Source organism: Leptospira sp. B5-022, from assembly GCF_000347035.1.
GTDB classification, from domain to species: Bacteria; Spirochaetota; Leptospiria; order Leptospirales; family Leptospiraceae; genus Leptospira_B; species Leptospira_B cinconiae.
Genome location: NZ_ANIJ01000025.1, coordinates 135700 through 158164, shown reverse-complemented (window position 1 = coordinate 158164; position 22465 = coordinate 135700). Strand labels below are relative to the sequence as shown.

Below are 22465 nucleotides of genomic sequence, written 5' to 3'. Positions count from 1 at the left end.
ATAAACGGAGGAATCACCGTGGAAATATTCGTAAACGAGCAAAAATTGGAAAGCGTCATCGAAAATGAAAAGAACCTTGGGGAGGTTTTCGACGCTGTACGTCGTTGGGTTGAAACTAACGGTAAATTTTTATTGTCCTGCGTTGTGGACGGGGAGGAATTTACCCAGAACACAATGCGTGATTCTTCCATTTCAAATGTTTCCAAAATGGAATTTTTTGTAGGAGAAGAATTGGATATTCTGATCAGCTCTCTCCATGAGTTGGATTCCTATGTGGATAAGGTGGGAACCACTTTACTCGGCAGGGATTCCCTGACCGAAAAAGAATCCAAGGAACTAGGAGACGGGATTGAATGGATCCGCAGTCTCTTGGAATCGGCTGGTAAACTTTTAAAACTAAAATACGATCAGATCAAGCCAATGGGTACCGGATCCACGGTAAGAGAGATACTGGATGCGTTGAGCCATAATTCTTCCAAGCTCGACGGAACTACCGCTATCGAGGAATTTTTGGAATACCTAAGAGATCTAAAATTATTCGTAATGGATCTGGTCGCTAGAGCTTCCGTTTTGGATCTGGAACTTCCTACTCTGAGGGAAATTTTAGATACTTTCATCAAGGCTGTTCCTGCATTAAAAGAAAGTTTCGTAAAAGTAAACGAAAGTTATCAAGCTGGAAAAGACGAAGTAGCGACTCATCTTCTAACACAATCCGTTTCTCAAATCAATGTTCTCCTGACTTCGTTTATAACTTTGAGACAAAAACTTCCCGGTATGGACTTCTCCAAGATCCAGATTGCGGAAAGAAGTTTTGAAGAAAAGACAAACGACTTAAACGATACATTGGCATCCGTTGCACTTGCTTTGGAAGAAAAAGATATAATTCGTGCGGGAGATATTATCGAGTATGAGATCCCTGCCGTTTTAGACGAATTCCTTCCATTTTTGGAAAAGGTAAAAGAGCAAGCGGATTCGCTAGCAGTTTAACCGGTAATTTCCAAACAGAATAAGGTTAGATCGTCCGTCATGATCCCGTCTCCGAAGGATTCCGAATAGGATACTAAGGAGCGGATCAGACTGTCGGAATCCTGGTATGAAAGTTTTTTTACCGCCTCCACAAGCGTCGAATTTCCCATCGGAATCCCTTTCGAGCCCCTGACTTCGAATAAACCGTCGGAATACAATAGTACCCTGTCCCCCGGACGGAGTTGTACCTGAAAATCCTCCAAAATGGGAGTACCTACCGCAAGTAAGACCCCTCCTTTACCTTTTAGATCCAAAGTTTCCCCGTCTCTGAGAAGAAGTCCTGCATGATGACCTGCATAACTATATTCTAATATTCTTGTATTTGGATTATATCTAAGGAAAACCGCAGAGATAAAATGTTGTGTTACAACGGAGGAAAGTAGATCGTTTGTGAATAGTAACCCTTCTTTAGGTTTACTTCCTTTTCTGGAAAATACGTTAAAGGAGATGGAAGCCATTGCTGCCACCATTGCGGATGAGATCCCATGTCCTGAAACATCTGCGAATAGGATCTCAAGGCTTCCGTCTACACTTTCGGAACAATTCAGAACGTCTCCACCTACACGATCGTAAGGACGAAAATAGGAGAATATCTTGAATTTATCGGAAGTGGGGAAGTCCCTAGTAGTGATCGTATTTTGCACTTCTCTTGCTATGTCCAGATCCCGGATCACTCTGGAATAGAGCATGTTGATCCTTTCCGAAGCTTCTTTTTTTTCCGTGATGTCTCTAAGGACATACACTCTTCCTAGGTCTCTTCCTGAGATGGGGATCTCCGATTTAGAGACTTCTAAATATACCGAATCGGAGGAGGGTAACATCTCTTCTTCGGAGTAGGTCCGATCTTTTTCCGAAAATTTTCTTTTGAAGTCCATTCTAGAAAAGGGCCTTCTCGTAAATCCTTCTAAAAATTTTCCAAGATCCAGTCTTTCCGGATTGGCTGCTATTTTAGGAAAACCTAACATTTCTTTTGCACTTTCGTTCCAATACAATAGGTCATCGGAAGCGGATAAAAGGATCACTCCTTCTCTTAGTTTTGAATACAATTGAAGGGCGATCTTTTCCAATCGGATCTCTAAAAATCCGTACTTTGCGATCGCTATGAATATGCAGGCGGATTGGATCACGCTTACGCTTCCGCTCAATGGAGGATAATGTAGATCTCCGTTAGATAGTATCCTCGGAAGTACGGTGGTCAAAAATCCGAGTACCGAAGATAAAAGTGTTCCGAATGCCAAAAGGTAACATTGTTTTCTGAATCCGATCTCTTCTTTTCTGGATTCGAAAATCAATAGAAAGATCGCATATACCGGAGGAGAAACTATGAGCAGATTGACACCGTAAACGTACAGAGGTCCTTGGACGAGCATGTCTCCCCAGTATTTTCTTTCTACACCCGCTATGATCCAATCGGTGGTCAATGTAATCGGGAAAATTGCGAGAGCCAGTCCCCGCAAGAGGTATAAAACTATATTCGGATTTTTTGATAAGAACGCGAATACGAACTCCAAGAATAAAGGCCCGACTAATAACCAGGAAATAGAACTGATCTTAAAGACCCAAGTCATCCAATGAAACGGTAAGAAGGACCAGTATAATATGATGGAAATGATCCAAAAACTTAATGCTCCGGAATATAATAGATACAAATGAACTACCTTATGTTTTCCTTTGAGGGCCAAAACATAGGTGAACAACCATAGATTGATGAATAATGCGAATAATGGAAGAATCAGGTACGGATTCATGGTCGTATTTCCAAAGCGAGCATCGCCAAATCGTCGTTATGTTTTCCGTTTCCGAATTCCAATGCTTTTCGGTGGGCCGCTTCCAAAAGAGAGCGAGTGTCTCTATCCGCCATCCCTTGGATCCAGTCCAAGAATTCTTCGTAACCGAAAATTTCTCCCAGATCGTTTTTTACTTCGTATAAACCGTCTGAGTAGAATAATAATCTATCGGAAGGTTGTAGATCAAAATGGTAATCGTTTAGGTGTAATTCCTTAACTGCCAGTAGTATCCTGCCTTCTCCTTCCAGAGGGTAAATTTTCCCCTCTCTGAAAACAAGCATAGGATGATGTCCCGCGTAAGAGAATTTAACTCTATTTTCAGTCGGATAAAAACTCGCATAGACCGCAGAGATATGATGGTGTAATACCACCTTGGAGAGCATTTCGTGGATCTCGGACAAACTTTCCTTAGGAGAAAGTTTTTTATCCGATACGATCTGGAATGCGATAGAAAGCATTCCGCCTACCATGGCGGAAGCGATCCCATGACCGGAAACATCCGCAAAGAGTATATCCACTCTTTCTTCGGAATGTTCTATCACTCTCAACATATCCCCTCCCACTTTGTCGATGGGTTCGAAAAAGGAATGGATCCTATAAGAACCCTTGTCCGGAAACTTCTGAGTGATGATAGATGCCTGGGTAACCCTTGCGATCTCCAGGTCGTTTACGATCTGTGAATATAATTGATGGATCTTTTCTTGAGCCGCCTTTTTTTCAGTGATGTCCCGTAATAGATAGAGAGTCCCTGATTCATTCTCAGTGATCTTGATCTCTGAGACAGTGAGTTCTATGAATTGAATAACCGAGTTATTCAACAATTGGTAGTCCCTGGGAATATGATCCTGTTCTTCTCTATAACCTGCAAAATGCCATTCCGGTTTGAATAGACCTTCCTTAGAAGGAGAACCGTCTAAGATCGCGATTGCAGCTTGATTTGCAAAAAAGAATTCATGATTCTCTTTTGTAAGGATGATCCCATCATGGATATCACGGAATAATTCTACTGCGATCCTTTCCAAACTGATATTTAAAAAGCCATAACGTGTGATCGCAATAAAAATGAAGAATGCCTGTATACTGATTGCGGCAGGACTCAAAGGAACGAATAAAAATCTACCCTGTTCGTCCAAGTTAAATAACTCCGTGTATGCGCTGATTCCTAAAGCGATCGTAGTTCCTATTATCCAGTAATTTAATTGTTGTCTGATCTTTCTTTGTTTTGTCCTGAATCTTTCTTTTAAAAGAAGATAAAGCCCCCAGATTGCAGGGCCGCTGACAGCAATCGAACTGAACGGAACGAATAAAATCCCAGGCTCTAATTCGTACCCCCAATCGTACAAGATAGAACCTTTGATGATCCAATCTGTGGAAGCGGTCAGAAAAATTGTAAGCACTACGGAAAAACGAAAGAATGGTAAAAGTATTGTCGAACGAATGTTTAAAAATCCATATACGGTTTCCAAAAATAATAGGCCAACCGGGATCCAGGTAAAACAAGAAAGTTTAAAAATAGGAGTCATCCATTCCGGAGGAAGCATGCTCCAATATAAAATGTAAGAAATTAACCAGAGATTTAAGAACAAAACGAAACGTAAAAAATCACGAATGACCGAACTTCGGAACCTTCTCGCGAAAACGTAAGAAATAAGAAGAGTATTTATGATTAGAGCGCTTATTGGCAGAAAAAGGTAATAATTCATAAGCCCGGACGCTCCGAGGCATCCTAACCGGGTCCTAATTCGGAATCAATCCCGAATGACTTGTCGACGGACCTTTTTTAGGCAGGAAAACAGCAGTTTTTAGAAAGTCCAAAATCCAAGAAAATTAGGTTTTGTTTATTAAGAAAATAGATTGCGTTAGACGACATTGTATATAGGGTTGACTCGACTAACGCTCTGTCGCGGCCTAAGGGGAAAATCGAATGAGTGGACTGGAGCCGGTAGGAACGATGGAACCTAGTTCCGATTATTTGATCCAAGAATCAATATCTTATCTACCTAAAGAGGCCCCTATACTCTCCCTGAAAGGAGTAACTCTTACCCCGGTATGTATTTGCCCGGTATGCGGTGTATCCGGTAAAACTCCTTGGAATAAGTCCAGAGGGAGGCTTAGGGATTGGGCCGCGTTTTTAGAGGAAATCAGGGAAATCACATGTTCCAACGAGTCCTGTCAGACAAAATATTCCCCAAAATATCTTCTGGAATTTCCAAAAGGGATCAGTATTTTAAATAAATCGAATTTACTTAATTCTTTAAAGTCTTGGTTCGAGGAATTTTCCGGCAGAGAGATCGTTTGGGAAGAAGAAGAGGGATCGGACTCTTTACATTGGGACCCATTCTTCCAATCTGTGCCGACCTGGTCGGATCATATTCCGGCGTATTTATTTACAAACATTCTGCGATACACTCCTCCCAAGGATTTGGAGGGGATTCTTTTGGGAAGGAAGGGAATCCCTTTGTTCGGCGGATTTAAATTTTAAGAAAACGTAATGAAAAACTGCACCGGCTTTTAGGAGCCAGCTCCATATTCCTTTTATCGTTCTTGCAGTATTTTTCTAGAAAGAGTCTCGTCCTTCTTCAATTGCAAAACAAGAGCGTCCACACCCGGGAATTTGATCTCTTCTCTGATCTTTTTGGTAAAAATTACGTTTACCTTCTTCCCATAGATATCGTCCGAAAAATCGAATATATGACTTTCTAATGTGACGGATTGATCACCGAACGTAGGATTATTTCCTATATTGATCATAGAAGGATAGGTTTTTCCTTCTATCTCGGTTCTCCCTGCATAAACTCCGACTCCGGGCAGGATCAACTCAGGGAACGGTTCCACATTGGCGGTAGGAAATCCTATGGTCCTTCCTCTTTTATGGCCTTGGACTACCCTTCCTGCGACGGAGAATTCTCGACCAAGACATTCTTCCGCTTCTTCTACCTTACCTTCCCTCAATAAGGAACGAATATAAGAGCTAGATAGTTTTGTAGAGCCGAGAAATACCGGTTCCAATTTTTCCAAATCGTACCCGTACTCGGAGGAGTATTTTTTGAGAAGATCGTAATCTCCTCTTCTCCCTTTTCCGAAACAATGATTGAATCCGATCAAGATGGATTTTGCCCCCAATTGATCGATCAGTATCTCCTTTAGGAACGTTTCCGCTTCTATTTGGGCGAATTCCAGAGTAAATGGGACAACTACAAGCCAATCGATCCCGTAAGATTCTATTAAATTTTCTTTATCCGTCTGAGTGGTGATCCCGCCTAAATCCTTGTCTTTTCCTAAGACCAAAGCGGGATTGGGGTGATAGGTGACCACACAAGAGGGGAGGCCTTTTTCCAGGGAAATTTCCTTGGTTCTTTCTAAAAGAGCCTGGTGGCCCAGATGGATCCCGTCAAAATTCCCCAAAGTTACAACTGTGGAAGTCTTTAGGTTGCTTTTTAAGTTCTCCAGACTTCTAAGAATTTTCAAGTTTCTCTCCAAAGGACGGTCGATATTCTAAAAAGATGGACTGGCACCGAATTGCAATACTCTTATTCTTAATTCTTGCCGCTGCCGGACAGGGTCCGATCAGTCAGGAAAATCGGAAAACGAAAAATTTTGAGAATTTCTCGAAACCGATGGGGGGAGAAAACTATATTTCCGAAGATTATAAGACCTTCCCCGAACTTTCTATATGGGCCTATCATAACGGTCTGAAATTAGCTCCGGATAGAAAAGATCCGGCTCCCGGAGCGGGGACAGGCCGACTATTCGATAATCAATGTAGAATGGTCCCTGAGACCGGGTTGGATATCCTATTGATTGCTGATCCGAATAAAAAAGACATTATCTACGTTTATTTCGATCTAACCCACTTTTCTAAAACGGAGAACGCAGCAATTTTACCGGATCGAGAGCTTAGAATTTCCGCAAATGGAACTCTTAAAAGAACGATCCGTTTTCCGGACACAAACTTATATTCCAAGTCTCTCTACTCTGGAAATCCTCCTGTTTACATTACGGTGGATCCAGCCGAGTTGAGGGATGGCAGATTGAATTTGAATCTTACGCCACTCGCGGGAGAAAAGGGGAGGTTTTGGGGAGTTTGGGACGTGTTTTTGTCCTACTCTGCCCCGGAATACCCTTGAATATCAGGGAAACTGGCTGGTGAATTCGGACTCTGAAAGAGTTTGGAAGTAAGAAGTCAGTCCCGCCACTTTGAAAACTTTTTCGATCGCAGGTTTCATGTTTGCGATGAAAAATTTTCCGCTCAATTCTTGGACATAATTCAATTGTTTAATCAGCATTCCGATCCCAGAGGAATCGATGTAATTTAACTTTTCCAGGTTGATCACAACGTTATTGTTATTTCGATCAATGTTCTGCTCGAAAAAGTTTTTGAGATCTATGGACGTATAGATGTCCAGGCTCCCGGAAAGGCTGATTATATTTGTTTCGCTGGATTTTCTAATGCTGATTTCCATATTGGTCCCTTCCCTTTTCGTAGAATCCGGCCGGAATTCAACGAATTTTTAGGAAAAATCCGGGCTTTTTGACGGAATGGACGACATTAAATATAGGAAATCGTCCGGAATCATACGAATGAAGAAACCTGCTATCTTACTTCTTTTGATCTTCTTATTCAGTTGGGAAATATTTTCTCAGGATTTTGAGAAGGACGGTCAGATCAAAATTCTTCCTTACGAGCCCACACAGGTCAGGGACATTGAAGGACTAACAAAAGACATCAAGGACTTTCATAAAAGAATAGAAGATATGCTCCCTTTCCTGAGTAGAAGGAAAAAAATTATTGATAATGAGTATTTCCAGTTTGTACCTGCGATGGAAAACTTCAATTTCCCGGTCCGTGATAGATATTTGGTGGATAAAAAGTTTTATCTAAAAGTTTCAGGGGGAGAAGGTTCTCTAAAACTGGATGGAGTCCGGTTTATCACCCGAAAATCCCTGGTTACTAAGCTCAGACCGGTCAATGACGAGATCGGTGAATTAAAAAACGAGAAGGTTGTTGCCTCGGATATCACTAGCATTGTTTTGGTTGTAAAAAGAAAAACGGATGCCGGCATAAAAGAAGAAGTATATAATCTAGGAAATATTCGGAACCCGAACCAAAGAGTCAAATTCGTCCGTTCTTATCGTGACAATCTTGCGGAAGTGGTCCAAGCAATAGATAAATATGTGGAAGGAACGATCCGAGCAGACAGAAAGGATGTGGATACCATGCTGGACGGTTTGGAAGGCGGCGGTTCCTATCAGGAATATAATTCGAATCGTTAAATCGTTTTTAGAGTCTAAAATTTTACCATGAATTCAGCCTGGACAGATCATTATCGGGTTCTGGGTCTGAATTACGGTGCCAGTCCTGAATCTATCAAACATAGATATAGAGAGCTCGCCAAAATTTTTCATCCGGACAATAGACTAACGGGTTCCGAACCGGTCTTCTTAAAAGTTTTGGAATCCTACCAGGTACTGTCCAAACCGGAAGAACGTTCTCGTTTCGATCAAGAATTCAAAATCAGAAAGAAACAAGAACATGCAAAAAATGGAATTCATTTAATCCCACCTTCCAGGATTGTATTCGCTACACAAGCGGTTGAATTTGCAAGAAGGGGACTTCTTCGCGCCGGTATGAGAAGTAGGGATCGCAAAAAATACACCGGCATCTATTATGATATTCGGATCTGTCTCAAACCGGAAGAGCTACTAGGCAGAATATTCGCAGCCATTCCTTTGGTGGTCAGATCTATCTGTCCGGAATGTAGAGGTTCGGACCTGAACTGCGCTTCCTGCGGAGGAAAGGGAAGTTATAAGAGTTACAGGTACCTAAAATGGAGCCCGGAGCCGGGGAGTTTAGTCCCTGGTAGGATCTATACCTTAGATCTATCCGGGTTTCGTCCCGACGTATTTACTCATTTCAAGAAGCGGATCTTAAAAGTTAAAATTGAACTCTTCCAGGGTCAAAAAAAATAGGCATATATGCAGAAGGTTTTCAAATTCGAGCCCATCTATAAGGAAAAAGTCTGGGGTGGTAGAAAATTAGAAACCGTATTGGGGCGTGTTATCCCTTCGGGAGATATAGGAGAGTCCTGGGAGATTTCGGATTACGGTTCCGACCTTTCCAAAATTACAAACGGAGAATGTTCCGGAAAAACGTTCAGAGAAGTATATACATCCGATTACGAATCGGTTCTTGGAAAACCATTTAAAGGGCAAGGATTTCCATTATTGATCAAACTCATAGACGCTAAAGAAAAATTATCCGTACAAGTCCATCCGGACGACGCGTATGCGGAAAAGTTTGATCCGGAAAGCGCCGGTAAAAAAGAAGCTTGGACGGTTTTACAAGCGGATAAGGGGTCCAAACTAGTTTGTGGATTTTCCAAACAAACCAGTAAGGAAGAATTTTCACAATACGTACAATCAAACCGAGTCGAAGAAATTCTAAACGAAGTAGAAGTGAAAGAATTGGATTCTTTTCTACTGAATCCCGGCAGGATACACGCAATCGGCGGCGGCATCCTTCTTATGGAAGTCCAACAATCATCCGATTCAACTTATAGAGTGTACGATTACGGGAGACCTAGAGAGTTACATCTCAAAAAAGCGTTGGATGTTTTGGATTTTTCTTCCGCTGATCCTCAGGATAGGCTGAGTCCGAAACGAATCGATTCTTTCGAATTCAATCGTTTTGTCCTAACTGCAAACGATAAGTTCCGGATGGAAATTTTAGAAATCGATTCTAGTAAGAAGTTTGCACTTCCTCCTTTTTCTTCCGAGCCTGTGTTCCATATTTTGATGATCTTAAGTGGAGAATGTAAACTAGAAGATCTGGATCTAAAAACGGGAGATACCGTTTTAGTCACCGCTGCCGGGATTAAAGAAGGGGTGATCTGCGAATCTAAATCTTCTTTTTTACGTCTGGCTTGGTCCGGTCCAGGTTCGGATTGGATCCAATATACTTCCCCATGAACGGACCTGGAGAATATTCGGAAGAGCCGCTTCTTTGGGTAAGCGAATCCGAGATCAAAAAGCAAAGACAGATCGCAAAAGAACTACGCAAAACTTCTTGGTGGAGAAAAAAGAAAGCGGACGGAATCTGTTATTATTGCGGTAAAAAATTTCCTCCGGACGAACTTACAATGGATCATCTGATCCCTTTGGCAAAAGGGGGAAAATCGATCAAAGCGAACTTGGTCCCTGCATGTAAGGATTGCAATAATTCTAAGAAGAACAAACTTCCTTTCGAGGAGTTTTGATATTCTTTTTTACCAACAATGCGCATGGTAAACCGCTTCCAACAGGTAAAGATTACAAACATTTTGATCGTTGCGGTTCGTTAAACAAGCGGCCTGAAGTATTTCCGAGGTTTTTTTATCACTTGGAGTGGCTCTGCTACAGTCCTGTTTTCCTCCTGAATTACAATTGGATGATCCAAAAAAGATAAATAATACGAAAGTAATGGAGAGTATATTGTACATTTTTAATGAATTAGCCTGCTGGTTTGGGTCTACTCTGCACATATCTTTCTAGGAATAGGATCCAATCCCTTTTGAGAGAAGGTTTTTTGAGATAAGAATCGAATCCTGAGCTTTGGAAAAACTCTTCCGAGCCGGGCAAAGCGTGAGCTGTCCAGGCCACAAGATATGGAGGATGAGCGAAAGTCTCCTTGATCTTCTTGGAAACTTCTACGCCGCTGATATCCGGAAGATCGATATCTAAGAGTATGATCTCATAGGTCTCTCTCTCCAATTGAGCGATCGCATCCTTTCCCATTCCTAAAGAATGTACCTTCATGCCTAATTTAGTGAGAATATCAAATGCAACTTTTCTAGAAAATTCTTGGTCTTCCACAAGTAAAATTTTGAGCGGAGGTAGAACGATAGGCGGAGCTGCCTCTTCTTCCAAATCTTGTTTTTCCGGTTCTTCTTGAGGGAAGGGAAGTAAAAAGGAGAATTTGGATCCTTTACCCGGAGAACTTGTGATCCGAATACTTCCCCCCATAAGTTCCACCAATTTTTTGGAGATGGTTAGGCCTAACCCGCTTCCGCCGAATTTTCTAGCAACGGAAGAATCCGCTTGCACGAAAGGTTCGAATAATACTGCGGCTTGGTCTTCTGCGATTCCGACTCCGTCGTCTTCTACCCAAAATTCTAATACACGGGAGAAAAGGTCTTCACCATAAAAACGAACTCCAAGGCAGACCTTTCCACCGGAGCCGGTAAACTTGATCGCATTACTCAAAAGATTTAAGAGTACTTGTTGGATCCTTCCTTCATCTCCTAAGAAGATCCCAGGGTGGTGTTCCGGATAAGAGATATCCACTAAGACCCTTTTTTCTTCCGCCCTGGCCTTTACCACTCTTGCCGCTCTTTGTAAAACTGCAAATGGATCGAAGGGTAGGATCTCAAGGACAAAACGATGGTTCTCTATTTTAGAAAGATCTAATAGTTGGTTCACTAAGTGGAGAAGGTTTTCTCCCGATGCTTGTATTATATCCGCATATTCCTTTTGCTCTTGTGTCAAGGAGGTTTCCGAAAGAAGATTAGAAGTTCCTAATAACCCGTTCAAAGGAGTGCGGATCTCATGGCTCATGATGGCCAGAAAGTCGTATCTATATTTGGCTTCCCATTCCGCTTTTTCTTTGGCGGCGGTGAGCTGGATCGTCCTGGATTCCACCTTGCTTTCTAATTCCGTTTTTAACTCGTTTAGATTTTGGTTTGCGATTTGTAATCCCTTCTCCGCTTCCATAGAAGTTCTTAGAACCCGAGAGAAGGAGAATGAAAATCCTAGGCTATGGAAGAATATGAATAAAAAGATCGCCGGGGCAAGTATATAATTGTTATTTAATATATAGTGCGAGGCCAGGATATCGTTTGCACCGGCGATGATGATAAAGGAGATCCCTACCAGGAAAAATCTGGAGCCGGGTCTTGCATGGATTACCGCTCTTGCACATCCCAATAGAGTGTAAGCTCCGCCGATGATAATCGTAAATTGGAAAGGAAAAAGTAATCTGGCATAGTATTCCGCAGGCAGGACTATCGTGGGAATTGCGAAAATTAATAATATGATCAGGGAGATCCTTTCCGTTTTGGGATGGAAATCCTGTTTAAACGCGGTCGCAGAATAGGACAAAAACCCCGAACATAAAATATAGGTGCTTAGGTATTCTAATCTATAGCTGATCTCCCAGGGAATTTCGGGAAATACATAATTAAAAAGCCTATTCCCCGTTAAGAAAAACCGAAATACGGAAGCTAATGAAAATAAAGCAAAATACAATTGGCTTTTTTCTTCTCTTGTTCTTAGAAAAGCCATAATTTGATAGATCGCAAGTACCAAGACCGCGGCAGAGCTTGCCATGTCTATTGCCTGGCTATAATGCAATTTTCTTAATATGAGGGAAGGTATCCCGATCTCGGGGGTAAACCAAAGACCCCCATTGATATGGGCAAAATTGGAGATCTCAAAATCCAGTTTTTTCAGGTCTTTCGGAAGGATGACGATAGAAGTTTGGAGGAATGGCACGGAAGTTTCGGGAGTCTTTCCCACTTTGCCAACGGTTTCCAAAAGTTTTCCATCCGCATAGATCGAGTAAGATGTTCCTAAATCGGGAACTTTTAACATCAGTTCAGGACAATTTTCGGGCAATTGCAGACGTAGACTATAGGTCCCGAAACCTTTACCATTCGGAAATAATAGTTTTCCGTCTTTTGTCAGTTCGTTCCAGATCTGAGGAATCGGCGCATATACCGACTCTTGGATTTGCCCCGGCTCCGGTTCGGATGCCAAAAATTTTCCGGGAACCAGTTCCCATTCTCCACTGAGAGAAAGGATGGTTTTACTCGGGTCCCAGGTGGACGCATCCAGCTTACCTTCCCGAATTTCTCCCAAATCATAATCTATCCTTCCGCAATTCCAGGTGAGAAGAAGGCAGAAAATAAAAATCGGAAAAATTACGCGACTCGAATGCATATCTGTTCGTTGCCGGAGTATCACCAAATGCGGCATCTTTAAGATTTTTGCAAGTGGAGATTTGAAATTTCCGCCAAGATTGACGGAATTTCATCCTATAAACGGCGGATTTTCGAGTTTGTCCACCTTTTACGGCAAAGCCGGATCCTTTTTTGAGCCGATCTTTAACATAAGGAAGCGATCTTTATGTTGGAATCTTACGATCAGGAAACCGAATCCACAGACCATGAGGAGCTGGGAGAAGAATTGCTACATTTGTTGGATGAGGATGGAAATCCATATTCGTTCATCGTTGGAGAAGTAGTCGAACTAGACGAACACCAATATTTTTTACTCGTTCCTTCTACGGAAGAAGAAACAGATCTCATCAATTTGGATGTGGGATTTTTAAAAGGAGAAGAAAGTTTCGGATACTTTGCCGTGAAGATAGAAGCGGACGAATTCGGAGAAGATAGATTGGTAGAAGTCACCGACCCCAGAGAGTTGAAAGATTTATTGTATGAACTGAACTCGGATGTTGTCTAATGGGTCCAATGGTCTTAACTTTTGTTTTGAAAATAGTTTTTTCATATAAGACCCTGTCCTAAATGGTTCAGATTCTTGAAGCTCGGAAATTGAACTAAATCGATAATCTAAGTTTTAGCGCGGACTATAAAAAAAGAAATCGCATAATTTTCAACGGATTATAATCTATCGTAGTGGAATTGAACGCTCTTAACTTCGAGTTTCAAATTTTAGCTCTCTCGAGCCTCATCATATTGAGCATAGGCTTATTGCGTGTTTCCACAAAATTCGGAATTCCCTCTCTACTAATTTTCTTATCGATCGGAATGTTGGCTGGTTCAGACGGCATTCTAATGATCTGGTTTAACGACGCTGATCTTACCCGTAAAGTTGGCTCCATTGCATTAGCATTCATCTTGTTCTCGGGCGGTTTAGAAACCGATTGGACCAAGGTAAAACCGGTACTCTGGAAAGGAATTTCTCTCGGAACCTTGGGAGTACTTCTTACTTGTTTATTCGTGGCCTTATTCGCAATTTTTGTAATGGGTTTCGACCCGATTATCGGATTCCTTTTGGGGGCGATCGTATCTTCTACAGATGCGGCGGCGGTATTCAACGTTCTAAGGACCAGTAATATCGGTATGAGAAAAGGACTCACTTCTCTTTTAGAATTGGAGTCAGGTAGTAACGATCCGCTGGCGGTCTTATTGACAACTTCCGTTTTAGGTTTTGTAGGAACTTCTTCTCCCACTTGGGACAGTTTGGCTTGGACCATCTTCCAACAATTTAGTTTGGGAATTATCCTAGGATTACTTTTAGGATATTGGATCTATAGAGGAATGAACCGCATCAAACTGGATTACGAAGGATTGTATCCGGTATTACTTTCTGCTTCCGTTCTATTTGTGTATGCGGCTACGGATCTGATCGGGGGAAACCCGTTTTTGGCGGTTTATATCGCTGGAATTATTATCGGGAACAGATCCTTCGTTCATAAACGGAGTAATGTTCGTTTTATGGACGGGATTGCATGGTTGATGCAGATTGTAATGTTTTTAACTTTAGGACTGCTAGTCTTTCCTTCTAAAATTCCTTCCGTTGCAATTCTCGGAATCGCATTCTCAATTTTTCTAATTGTGGTGGCAAGACCGGCCGCTGTGTTTTTGGCTCTAACTGGATTTAAAGTAGACTGGAGAGAAAAACTTTTGGTTTCTTGGGTGGGGTTAAGGGGAGCTGCTCCGATTATCCTGGCGACATTTCCTTTTGCAAAACAACTCCCCGAATCGGAGATGATCTTTCATATAGTCTTCTTTACGGTTCTAACGTCTTTATTGCTGCAAGGATCTACCATACCGTTTGCAGTGCGAGTGTTAGGACTAGAAGCGACTTTGGAACAAAGAGCTTCTTATCCATTCGAATTCGAGAACAAGGAAAAAAGTGATACACAACTTTTGGAATATATCGTTCCTTATGGTTCGGCGTCGGTAGGCAAGTTCGTCTACGAATTGGATTTCCCGGAAAATTCTTTGATCACCTTGATCTATAGGGGAGATTCTCATTTGGTTCCGACTGGTAAGACCAAAATGGAAGATGGGGACGTTCTTCTGGTGTTAACTCCGGAAGGTGCGGAAGATAAGATCCGAGAAATCCTTTCCAGAATGGGGGATAAAAAGGAAGTATGACTTCGTATGATATTGGATCGCTTTGATTGGAAGAAAATTTTTCGATCAAATTACTTTGAACTAGCCTTAATTTTTTTTATTTTCTCCTATATTTCGTATCAAAACGCTTGGTTAAGCGATGATTCGTTCATCAGCTTTCGAGTTTTAGATCATTTGGCAAACGGTTTCGGATTACGCTGGAATATCGCGGAACGTGTACAGGCGTTTACAAATCCCTTATTGATCCTTGTACTTTCTCCTTTTTATTATTTGTATCAGAATATTGTGTTCTGGTCATTTTTTAGTTCATTTGTTTGGGGAGTTTTCGCATTTTATTTTTTAAAAAAGATCTCCGTTTCTTCGGTTTCGTTTTGGTTAGGTTTTGGATTTCTTTTGTCGTCTAGATCTTTCGTGGATTATTCCTATTCAGGGTTGGAGAATTCCTTAAACTACCTGATAGAGGCTATCTTCTTCTATTTGTATTTTAAAAAAGAAGAGGGGTTGGGATCCAAACTGCCAAGCCTGGTCCTTCTTGCTTGCCTTGGTCTGGTTTCCAGGATCGATTTTATTTTAATTTTTATGATCCCGCTTTTCATCGTTTTTGTCCAGGAATGGAAACAAGGGAAGATTAATATTTCTTTAAGTTCTAAAATTGTTCTTTGCAGTTTGCCTGCGGTTTTTTGGTTCTTATTTTCCGCCTTCTATTACGGTTCACTTTTGCCGAATACATATTATTCCAAAACAAATGTGGAAGATTCCTTTGCCCAGATACTTTTGCAGGGTTTGCAATATTATTTTTTCGAATTAAAATGGGATCCTATCGTATTTATATTTCTTCCGATTGTGGCGATTGTCCGAGTATTTTCGCGGAAAGGTTCCGGTCCTATTGTAACTTCTCTCTGCTTCTCTTTACCTTATTTGGCGTATATCGTCTTTGTGGGTGGAGACTTTATGGCAGGGAGATTTTTTACCTATGTGATCTTTCTTTTAGGGATCGCATTAGTGCGGCTGGAGAATCTGGATAAAAAAGAGATCTATATTCTGGGATCTGTTTTAATTATTTATAATATTTTTCTATCCTCCAGTCCGGTGCATTCCGTTAAGCAACAGGTGAAACAAAACCCTTGGATTTTAGGTAAAGGTGAGATTGCAGACGAAAAACTTTGGTATTATCCCGGGACAGGCCTCGCATGGTATAATAAAAAGGATTCTTTACTCCCCGGTTTGGCGAATAAAAAGCCCTTTTTCCCTTCGACCGAGCAAAAAGTATTCATTAAATATAATACAGGTATACTCGGATTTTTTCTGCCGGATAAATATATAATCGATATAGTAGCTTTAGGTGATCCTCTCCTTTCTCGGATTCAGGGAAAAGGAAGGGTAGGTCATAAGATCAGACGTTTACCTTCCGGTTATTTTGAGTCCGTCGAGTCCGGCGAAAATAAGATCCAGGATCCTAAGCTGAAAGAATATTATGATTCTTTGAATATATTGACAAGAGGTGAAGTGTTCGATTCCAGGAGATGGGAATTGTTCTGGAAATTCCAGTTTGGTTCTTTTCGAAAATATAAGGAAGTTTATCTCATAGATGAGGTTCGTGAAAATAAAATGTGGGAAGAGGAGAATCGTAAAAAGAATTCGGGGATTAATTCGATCTAATAAGGGAAAATTACTTTAGTATGTAGGAATTCCAACAGGCTAATGCCTCGAAAATTTAATTGAAAAGATTAGAATTTTATGATATAGGGGGCAAGGGTTCTCCCACGGGCCCTCCTCCTCCACCCAAGCCTTCAGGGTGGGGGCGCCCTCTTGTCCGTAGGAATTCCTACAAAAACGGCGCCATTCTCTCCACAAGGATCCTTCTGTTGTCTCCCGTTTGTAGAGAAATAATTCCTCGGATGATTGCTTGTCTTCTTCTATCTCTGGAAAATGCCCAGGTCCTAAGACGATTTGCCAATGGAAAGTACACTAAGTTTGCAAATGCGATTCCGTAGAAAGTTGCGATGAATGCGGTAGCGATCCCTTCTCCGAGAGCCCTTGTTCCGGCTCCTAAATTTTCCAATACGCTTACAAGTCCCATCACGGTTCCGATGATCCCGATCGTAGGAGAAAATCCTCCGGCAGTTTCTAAAATTTTAGCGGAGCGGGTTTCCTTATTCTCCTGGCCTTCCGCTGCTTCGAATAAAATTTCTTCCACCGCTCTTGGGTCAGTTCCGTCTACGATCAGTTGGATTCCTTTTCTTAAGAATGCGTCGGGCACTGCTGCGAGTTGATCTTCCAAAGATAGTAATCCGTTCTTGCGAGCCTTCTCCGCAAAGTCCAAAAATACATCGGAAAGAGAAAAATCTCTTTTTGGAAAAAGAGATTCTCTCAAGTGAATGATCAGGTTTGCAAATTCTTCCGGTGAATAACTTGCGAATGTTGCGCCGGCAGTTCCTCCGATGATCAATACAAGTGCGGATAGTTTGAGAAAGGAAAGAAAATGCGCTTCTTCCAGTAAGATTGCTAATAAAACCGAGGCAAATGCGGCAGTTAAACCTAAGATGGCCGAACGCATGGGAGCAAATTAGGCAGATTATGTCCAAGAGACAAGTCTTTTCGCGATAAGTTGGGAAGTTTGGCCGCCTCGCCTTCGGCGACCGGGCTCTCCGCTTCGGTCGCTTCGCGACGCCCGCGTCGATCCCTGGCGGGGGAAAATTCCTGAGCGATCTTAGCGCCTTTGCGTGATCCCAAATCTACGGAATTTTGTTTCTCACGCCAAGTCGCAAAGAGGAGAAGATTTTGGATTTGTAAGCGTATAAACTCAGTGAGCTCTGTGTTCTCCGTGCGAAACCATAGAAAAAAGGGGAGGCAAAAAATAAGGGACGGTTTCGTCCATCCCCTCTACAAGAAAGTGAAAATTCGCAGTGGATTGACTCTAGCCAGGGAGGCTAAAGGTCCATCCGATTTAGAATATCGGATCTCAAATCTCGGACCTTAGGGTTTGGGAGGATTTTTTCCGAATGAGGATCAATTTAATTTCGGAACGAAAAAGTTCGCTCCGAATGTTGCGCTGCAAAATCCATTGACTTTTTGGGTATTTCCAAAATTTTTGTCCCAAATGCTCACTGTAGTCACTGTTCTGTTTTTGGGAATTTACGCCCTGGATATTCTAGGATTATTTTTCTTTGGAATTCACACGTATATCATGGTGTATCTGTACAAAAAGTACAACACCAATTGTGATACAGACCCGAGCAGAAACCTTTCTTTGGACGATCCGAGCCTTCCGGTAGTCACCGTCCAGCTTCCTATTTTTAACGAATTTTACGTAGTAGATCGTCTGATCGACTCCACAATCGCATTAAAATATCCTAAAGATAAATTAGAGATCCAAGTCCTGGATGATTCCACCGACGAGACCATCCAAAAAGCCGCTTCCTTAGTGGCAAAATACAAGGCCCAGGGTTTCGATATCCATCACCTTCACAGGACCAATCGTGTCGGCCATAAGGCAGGCGCCTTGGACGAAGGAATGAGAGTTTCCAAAGGGGACTTCATCGCTATTTTCGATGCGGACTTCATGCCGGATCCTGAGTTCCTCTTAAAAACCATGGCTTACTTTGACGATCCTCAGATCGGAATGGTACAAGCACGTTGGGGACATATCAACGCAGATTATAATATTCTAACCAAAGCTCAAAGTTTCGGTATCGACGGTCACTTTATGATCGAGCAGGTAGCAAGGAACGGTTCCAAACTTTGGATGAACTTCAACGGTACTGCAGGTACTTGGAGAAAGAAAACCATCGAGGATGCTGGCGGTTGGGAGCATGATACTCTTACCGAAGACTTCGACCTTTCTTACCGCGCAGAATTAAGAGGTTGGAAGTTCCGTTATTTTAAAGATGTGGTTTGTCCTGCAGAAATTCCTGCAATGATGTCCGCATACAAGTCCCAACAGTTCCGTTGGTGCAAGGGCTCCATCCAGACTGCAGTGAAACTTCTTCCTCGTATCTGGAAAGCGGACCTACCTTGGAAAACCAAGGCTGAGGCTGTGACCCACTTGATCAATTATTCTGTTCACCCTCTCATGATCGTGAACATTCTATTCAGCGCTCCGTTATTATTGATGGAATACTGGTCAGGTTTCAGTTTCTACGATCTTCCGTTGGAAGTATTGTCCGGAACTGCAGCGGTACTTTCCATCGGTTCCGTTGGACCTCTATTCTTCTACGCATACTCACAAAAGACATTATACAAAGATTGGAAAAAGAGATTAGTATATCTTCCGATCCTGATCATGATCGGAACAGGGATCGCGATCGTAAACACCAGAGCTTGGCTCGAAGCTGTTTTAGGGATCCAATCTTCCTTCAAAAGAACTCCTAAATTGAGGATCGAAAAGAACTCGGATTCCCTGAAAGAAAGGCTGAAATATACCGTTCCTTTGGACTTCCATGTAGTTCTTGAGTTCCTATTGGGTTGTTATTGTGTGTTTTCCGTTGTGCTATCTTTCTTAGTGGGACGTCCTTATATCGTGGGCTTCCTATTGATCTATGGGATCGGTTTCTTCTTCGTTGCCTTTAAGTCTTTCCAAGAATTCACCTGGAAATACAAAGAAGCAAGAAACGCGTCTCAGGAAGAGATCCCTCAGGAAGCCTGACACAGCTTCCGTCATACAAAAGGCGAGGAAACGGGTTGACTCCCTGTACCCTCGCCTAAATCTGTCAAATACCCCAGGAAACAGGATAACCGATGAGTGAGAAAGTCTATTGCGCCAACTGCCTGCATTGTGTAACCGTCAGACAGTATGAATCCGAGGCGGACAAATACATCCTCCGGGTCAAATGTACCAAGAAAAAATGGTCCAAACGTTCCGGCGAAGAGAAGTTATACAAATACTTCACTGTGGCTCGCCGTATGCAGACTGATTGCGAATTCTACGAGCCGATGGGAGAAATCCTTCCTTATATCAAAAATTTAAAGAAAGAACTTCCCATTAAAGACGAAATCTACATGGTGAAGTCGCCTAACTAAAAAGGGCATTGTTCTCCAAACCGTTCCTCCTCCAACCCAGGACCGTAAAAGAAACGGGAAATCGCAAAACGGTCCTGGACGAACCCTACACCCTCTTCCCGGACAAAGACGCCTTATTACTTAAGGATTTTCCAGTCCGGGTAAGTGTAGGAGATCCTCTCTACAAACAATCTTCAGGTTCAGTTCTCTCTCCTGTAAACGGGATCGCGTCTTTAGAACATAGCGAAGAAGGTTCCAAGATCCGTATCGTACAAGATGGAAACTTTATTGGTTCCAAACCTTGGATCCCAAAAGTTCTAAAAAAAGAAGAAACACTGGAGCCGATGGACCGACTCGGTTTGGTCAGTCTGGATTTCCCCGAACATTCTCTTTTATCCTATTTCAAATCCAGACAAACCACTAAGCTTATTATCTTAGCTCCATTCACCAGGACCCAAGACGTGGACTATCTTCCCGAGTTAAGAAGGAACGCAGAATGTCATACTCGTTTCTTAGAAGTTTTAAGATCTCTTTTTCCGGAAGCTCAGATCAGGGATTATATTGTCGCTCTAAAATCTCCCGTTAAAAATTACGCATACCCTTGGGGAATTCCGGAGTATTTCGTATCCCAAACCGAAAAATTGTCTTTTTCTAAAATTAAGGAAATTTTATATTTAGGCCCGGAAACATTATATAATCTTTATAGAGCATTATTCGCCGATTTTCCTTTTATAGAAAGAGAGATCGCTCTTTATTTTTTAGGGAAGAACGGAGGGCTTAGAAAAGCGGATTCTACCGTTCGTATCCGAAACGGACAGAGCCTGAAATTTTTATTCGAAGAATACGGCCCCAAGTATTCCAACTTCACTCTAAATTCCTTTTACGAAAAAAATCCGGTCAGAGATATCAAAAAAGGATTCTATTGGGATATTAGACAGAATTATTCCTTAGTGTTTTTGACAAAACATGATTCGGGGAGAAGGGAATTCCCATGTGTAGAATGCGGAGAATGCTCTTATAATTGTCCTACCCAGGCAAATCCTATGGCCCTGGTTTCCAGTTTCGGCAATTTTAATTCTTCTCTTTGTATGGAGTGCGGGATCTGCACATTTCTTTGTCCTTCTACCATTTCTTTAAGGGTTCGAATCCGGACCTGGAAGGAGGCGAATCATGGCTTTTAGTTATGTTCTTTCGACTCAAAACGGTTTTTTCAGAAGAAAGGACCTTCTTCTGCCCGATATTCTTTTCGCATTTTTAGCGATGGGCCTTTTGGTTTTAGGTTCCGGCGGATCTTATTATCCGATCGTTCCTGCGGGTTTCGGACTTGTATTCGGAGCGGCTGCCTACTTTCTTCTCACAGGTGGGAAGTCCTACCCGTTATATTGGGTAAATCATACGTTGAGTTTTGCTCTTCTTCTTCCCAGAGATCCAAGATACGCTTTACATGCGGTTCTTGCTCTCGGGATTGGATTGGGTCTTTGGTGGATCCTGGAACAGAAATTTAAGATCCGCTTCCCTTTAGCATTAGTACAATTTTTGCTTTTTCTAATATTCTATCTTTTGCCAGGGGTAGACAGCTGGGCTTCCGAATCTTCTTCCGTGTTTAGAGGAATTTCTTACCCTGATATATATACCCCCGGGTTTTTTACGGAAGGTACCTTGTCTGGTTTTAGATATTCTCCCTTGGAAGCTTGTGGTGGATTCGGGATACTTCTGGCAGTACCTTTATTATTAAGAAGTAGTTTGGCTCTATTATTACCTTTGGGATTTGCGGTCTTACTTTCCGTTTGGTTCCATTTATCTAAGATCCCAGGTTGGGAAACAGTTTCCGGACCGGTATGGCTTGGAACCTTTTCCTTCATTTTACTTCTAAATTTACCGGGAAGAAATACAGGCTCACTTTTGCCTCTTTCTTTTTTGAGTTTGGCACCTTTGGGGTTGGCAATTTTTTTCCTTCCGCCCGCCTTGGTTCCTACATTCCTGTGGGTCTCATCGTTTTTTTTCATTGAATCCATCCTGATTCGTATTTTCCTAGGAGATAGGACAGAGAAGAATGAACCAGCTCCTCGCTTTACTTAAGCCAGAGACTGTAATTTTTGAAATAGAAGGTTCCTCTAAGGAAGAAGTGATCAATCAACTTCTCCAGAAGGCCGTCGACTCGACACTTATTGCTAGAGACGACAGGGACCTTGTGTACGAATCTCTTATGGCGAGAGAAAAATCCATGTCTACAGGTATTGGAAGCGGGGTTGCGATCCCGCATTGTTCGGTCAATCTGGTAGATGAGCTCAAATGTGTGATGGGCCTTTCACGAAAGGGTATCGATTTCGATGCAATCGACCATCTTCCCGTTCATATCTTTATCCTTCTGATCGTTCCCAAATCTAAATTCCAAGAACATATCAAAACCCTGGCGCAGATCGCAAAAACCCTCAATGTAAAAGAGGATCGCGAAAAACTGATCCTTTCCAGAAATTTCGAAGAGATCCGAAAAGCTTTCTCTGCTTGAGAGGG

21 protein-coding genes are annotated in these 22465 nt (G+C 42.1%); 15 read left to right on the top strand and 6 right to left on the bottom strand.

Features of this window, described 5'->3' with window-relative positions; genetic code table 11:
- Window positions 1-18 precede the first annotated feature (18 nt).
- On the top strand, window positions 19-987 hold the full coding sequence (locus tag LEP1GSC192_RS13020; protein ID WP_020770471.1) for a hypothetical protein: 969 nt from the start codon (window positions 19-21) through the stop codon (window positions 985-987).
- Here the strand turns inward: LEP1GSC192_RS13020 and LEP1GSC192_RS13015 are convergent.
- Entirely contained in the window at window positions 984-2774 is a 1791-nt protein-coding gene (locus LEP1GSC192_RS13015; RefSeq protein ID WP_020770302.1) for a SpoIIE family protein phosphatase, read from the bottom strand. The two genes, LEP1GSC192_RS13020 and LEP1GSC192_RS13015, sit on opposite strands and share 4 nt — an antisense overlap.
- Entirely contained in the window at window positions 2771-4516 is a 1746-nt protein-coding gene (locus tag LEP1GSC192_RS13010; RefSeq protein WP_020770293.1) for a SpoIIE family protein phosphatase, read from the bottom strand. The genes LEP1GSC192_RS13015 and LEP1GSC192_RS13010 overlap by 4 nt, the downstream gene beginning before the upstream one ends.
- Before the next feature lie 221 nt (window positions 4517-4737).
- On the opposite strand from LEP1GSC192_RS13010, the gene LEP1GSC192_RS13005 reads away from it, so the two are divergent.
- Window positions 4738-5295 carry a hypothetical protein gene (locus tag LEP1GSC192_RS13005; RefSeq protein ID WP_020770481.1) on the top strand — a complete coding sequence of 186 codons (558 nt, stop codon included), beginning with the start codon at window positions 4738-4740 and terminating at the stop codon, window positions 5293-5295.
- A gap of 53 nt (window positions 5296-5348) precedes the next feature.
- Here LEP1GSC192_RS13005 and LEP1GSC192_RS13000 read toward each other — a convergent pair whose 3' ends face one another.
- Window positions 5349-6281, bottom strand: coding sequence for a bifunctional riboflavin kinase/FAD synthetase (locus LEP1GSC192_RS13000; RefSeq protein ID WP_020770533.1), 933 nt, complete (start codon window positions 6279-6281; stop codon window positions 5349-5351).
- 35 nt (window positions 6282-6316) lie between these two features.
- Between LEP1GSC192_RS13000 and LEP1GSC192_RS12995 the strand changes: the two genes are divergently transcribed.
- Window positions 6317-6940 (top strand): hypothetical protein, encoded by a 624-nt coding sequence (locus LEP1GSC192_RS12995; protein WP_020770434.1) that lies wholly within the window; start codon window positions 6317-6319, stop codon window positions 6938-6940.
- Window positions 6941-6943: 3 nt separating this feature from the next.
- Here LEP1GSC192_RS12995 and LEP1GSC192_RS12990 read toward each other — a convergent pair whose 3' ends face one another.
- Entirely contained in the window at window positions 6944-7276 is a 333-nt protein-coding gene (locus tag LEP1GSC192_RS12990) for an STAS domain-containing protein (RefSeq protein WP_008595407.1), read from the bottom strand.
- A gap of 118 nt (window positions 7277-7394) precedes the next feature.
- On the opposite strand from LEP1GSC192_RS12990, the gene LEP1GSC192_RS12985 reads away from it, so the two are divergent.
- The 4 genes from LEP1GSC192_RS12985 to LEP1GSC192_RS12970 are packed head-to-tail and all read left to right on the top strand — an operon-like array spanning window position 7395 to window position 10069.
- Window positions 7395-8087 (top strand): hypothetical protein, encoded by a 693-nt coding sequence (locus tag LEP1GSC192_RS12985; protein WP_020770431.1) that lies wholly within the window; start codon window positions 7395-7397, stop codon window positions 8085-8087.
- Window positions 8088-8114: 27 nt separating this feature from the next.
- Window positions 8115-8783 carry a J domain-containing protein gene (locus tag LEP1GSC192_RS12980; RefSeq protein ID WP_020770352.1) on the top strand — a complete coding sequence of 223 codons (669 nt, stop codon included), beginning with the start codon at window positions 8115-8117 and terminating at the stop codon, window positions 8781-8783.
- A 6-nt stretch (window positions 8784-8789) separates the two neighbouring features.
- Window positions 8790-9782: a type I phosphomannose isomerase catalytic subunit gene (locus tag LEP1GSC192_RS12975; protein WP_020770335.1), complete on the top strand. Its 993-nt coding sequence runs from the start codon at window positions 8790-8792 to the stop codon at window positions 9780-9782.
- A complete protein-coding gene (locus LEP1GSC192_RS12970; RefSeq protein WP_020770539.1) occupies window positions 9779-10069 on the top strand; it encodes an HNH endonuclease in 291 nt (96 codons plus the stop codon). Before LEP1GSC192_RS12975 ends, LEP1GSC192_RS12970 begins: the two co-directional genes overlap by 4 nt.
- 232 nt (window positions 10070-10301) lie before the next feature.
- On the opposite strand, the gene LEP1GSC192_RS12965 is transcribed toward LEP1GSC192_RS12970, so the two are convergent.
- Window positions 10302-12788 (bottom strand): ATP-binding protein, encoded by a 2487-nt coding sequence (locus tag LEP1GSC192_RS12965; RefSeq protein WP_020770449.1) that lies wholly within the window; start codon window positions 12786-12788, stop codon window positions 10302-10304.
- 186 nt (window positions 12789-12974) lie between these two features.
- Here LEP1GSC192_RS12965 and LEP1GSC192_RS12960 point away from each other — a divergent pair, with 186 nt between their 5' ends.
- The 3 genes from LEP1GSC192_RS12960 (at window position 12975) to LEP1GSC192_RS12950 (ending at window position 16612) form a co-directional block, all read left to right on the top strand.
- The gene (locus tag LEP1GSC192_RS12960; protein ID WP_020770523.1) at window positions 12975-13313 is read left to right on the top strand and encodes a DUF1292 domain-containing protein; all 339 of its coding nucleotides are present in this window, start codon (window positions 12975-12977) and stop codon (window positions 13311-13313) included.
- A 179-nt stretch (window positions 13314-13492) separates the two neighbouring features.
- Window positions 13493-14974, top strand: a complete 1482-nt coding sequence (locus LEP1GSC192_RS12955) for a potassium/proton antiporter (RefSeq protein WP_036090158.1) — start codon at window positions 13493-13495, stop codon at window positions 14972-14974.
- Window positions 14975-14980: 6 nt separating this feature from the next.
- Complete coding sequence (locus LEP1GSC192_RS12950; RefSeq protein WP_020770341.1) at window positions 14981-16612, top strand: hypothetical protein; 1632 nt, start codon at window positions 14981-14983, stop codon at window positions 16610-16612.
- Between the two features lie 166 nt (window positions 16613-16778).
- On the opposite strand, the gene LEP1GSC192_RS12945 is transcribed toward LEP1GSC192_RS12950, so the two are convergent.
- Window positions 16779-17510: a motility protein A gene (locus LEP1GSC192_RS12945; protein ID WP_036090091.1), complete on the bottom strand. Its 732-nt coding sequence runs from the start codon at window positions 17508-17510 to the stop codon at window positions 16779-16781.
- A 543-nt stretch (window positions 17511-18053) separates the two neighbouring features.
- On the opposite strand from LEP1GSC192_RS12945, the gene LEP1GSC192_RS12940 reads away from it, so the two are divergent.
- The 5 genes from LEP1GSC192_RS12940 (at window position 18054) to LEP1GSC192_RS12920 (ending at window position 22460) form a co-directional block, all read left to right on the top strand.
- Window positions 18054-19598, top strand: coding sequence for a cellulose synthase family protein (locus tag LEP1GSC192_RS12940; RefSeq protein WP_036090155.1), 1545 nt, complete (start codon window positions 18054-18056; stop codon window positions 19596-19598).
- A 92-nt stretch (window positions 19599-19690) separates the two neighbouring features.
- Window positions 19691-19972: a hypothetical protein gene (locus tag LEP1GSC192_RS12935; protein WP_010414765.1), complete on the top strand. Its 282-nt coding sequence runs from the start codon at window positions 19691-19693 to the stop codon at window positions 19970-19972.
- Between the two features lie 8 nt (window positions 19973-19980).
- On the top strand, window positions 19981-21132 hold the full coding sequence (locus LEP1GSC192_RS12930) for a hypothetical protein (protein ID WP_020770361.1): 1152 nt from the start codon (window positions 19981-19983) through the stop codon (window positions 21130-21132).
- Window positions 21122-22030: a hypothetical protein gene (locus tag LEP1GSC192_RS12925; protein WP_020770477.1), complete on the top strand. Its 909-nt coding sequence runs from the start codon at window positions 21122-21124 to the stop codon at window positions 22028-22030. Before LEP1GSC192_RS12930 ends, LEP1GSC192_RS12925 begins: the two co-directional genes overlap by 11 nt.
- On the top strand, window positions 22005-22460 hold the full coding sequence (locus tag LEP1GSC192_RS12920; RefSeq protein ID WP_020770519.1) for a PTS sugar transporter subunit IIA: 456 nt from the start codon (window positions 22005-22007) through the stop codon (window positions 22458-22460). Before LEP1GSC192_RS12925 ends, LEP1GSC192_RS12920 begins: the two co-directional genes overlap by 26 nt.
- The last annotated feature ends 5 nt before the right edge of the window (window positions 22461-22465 follow it).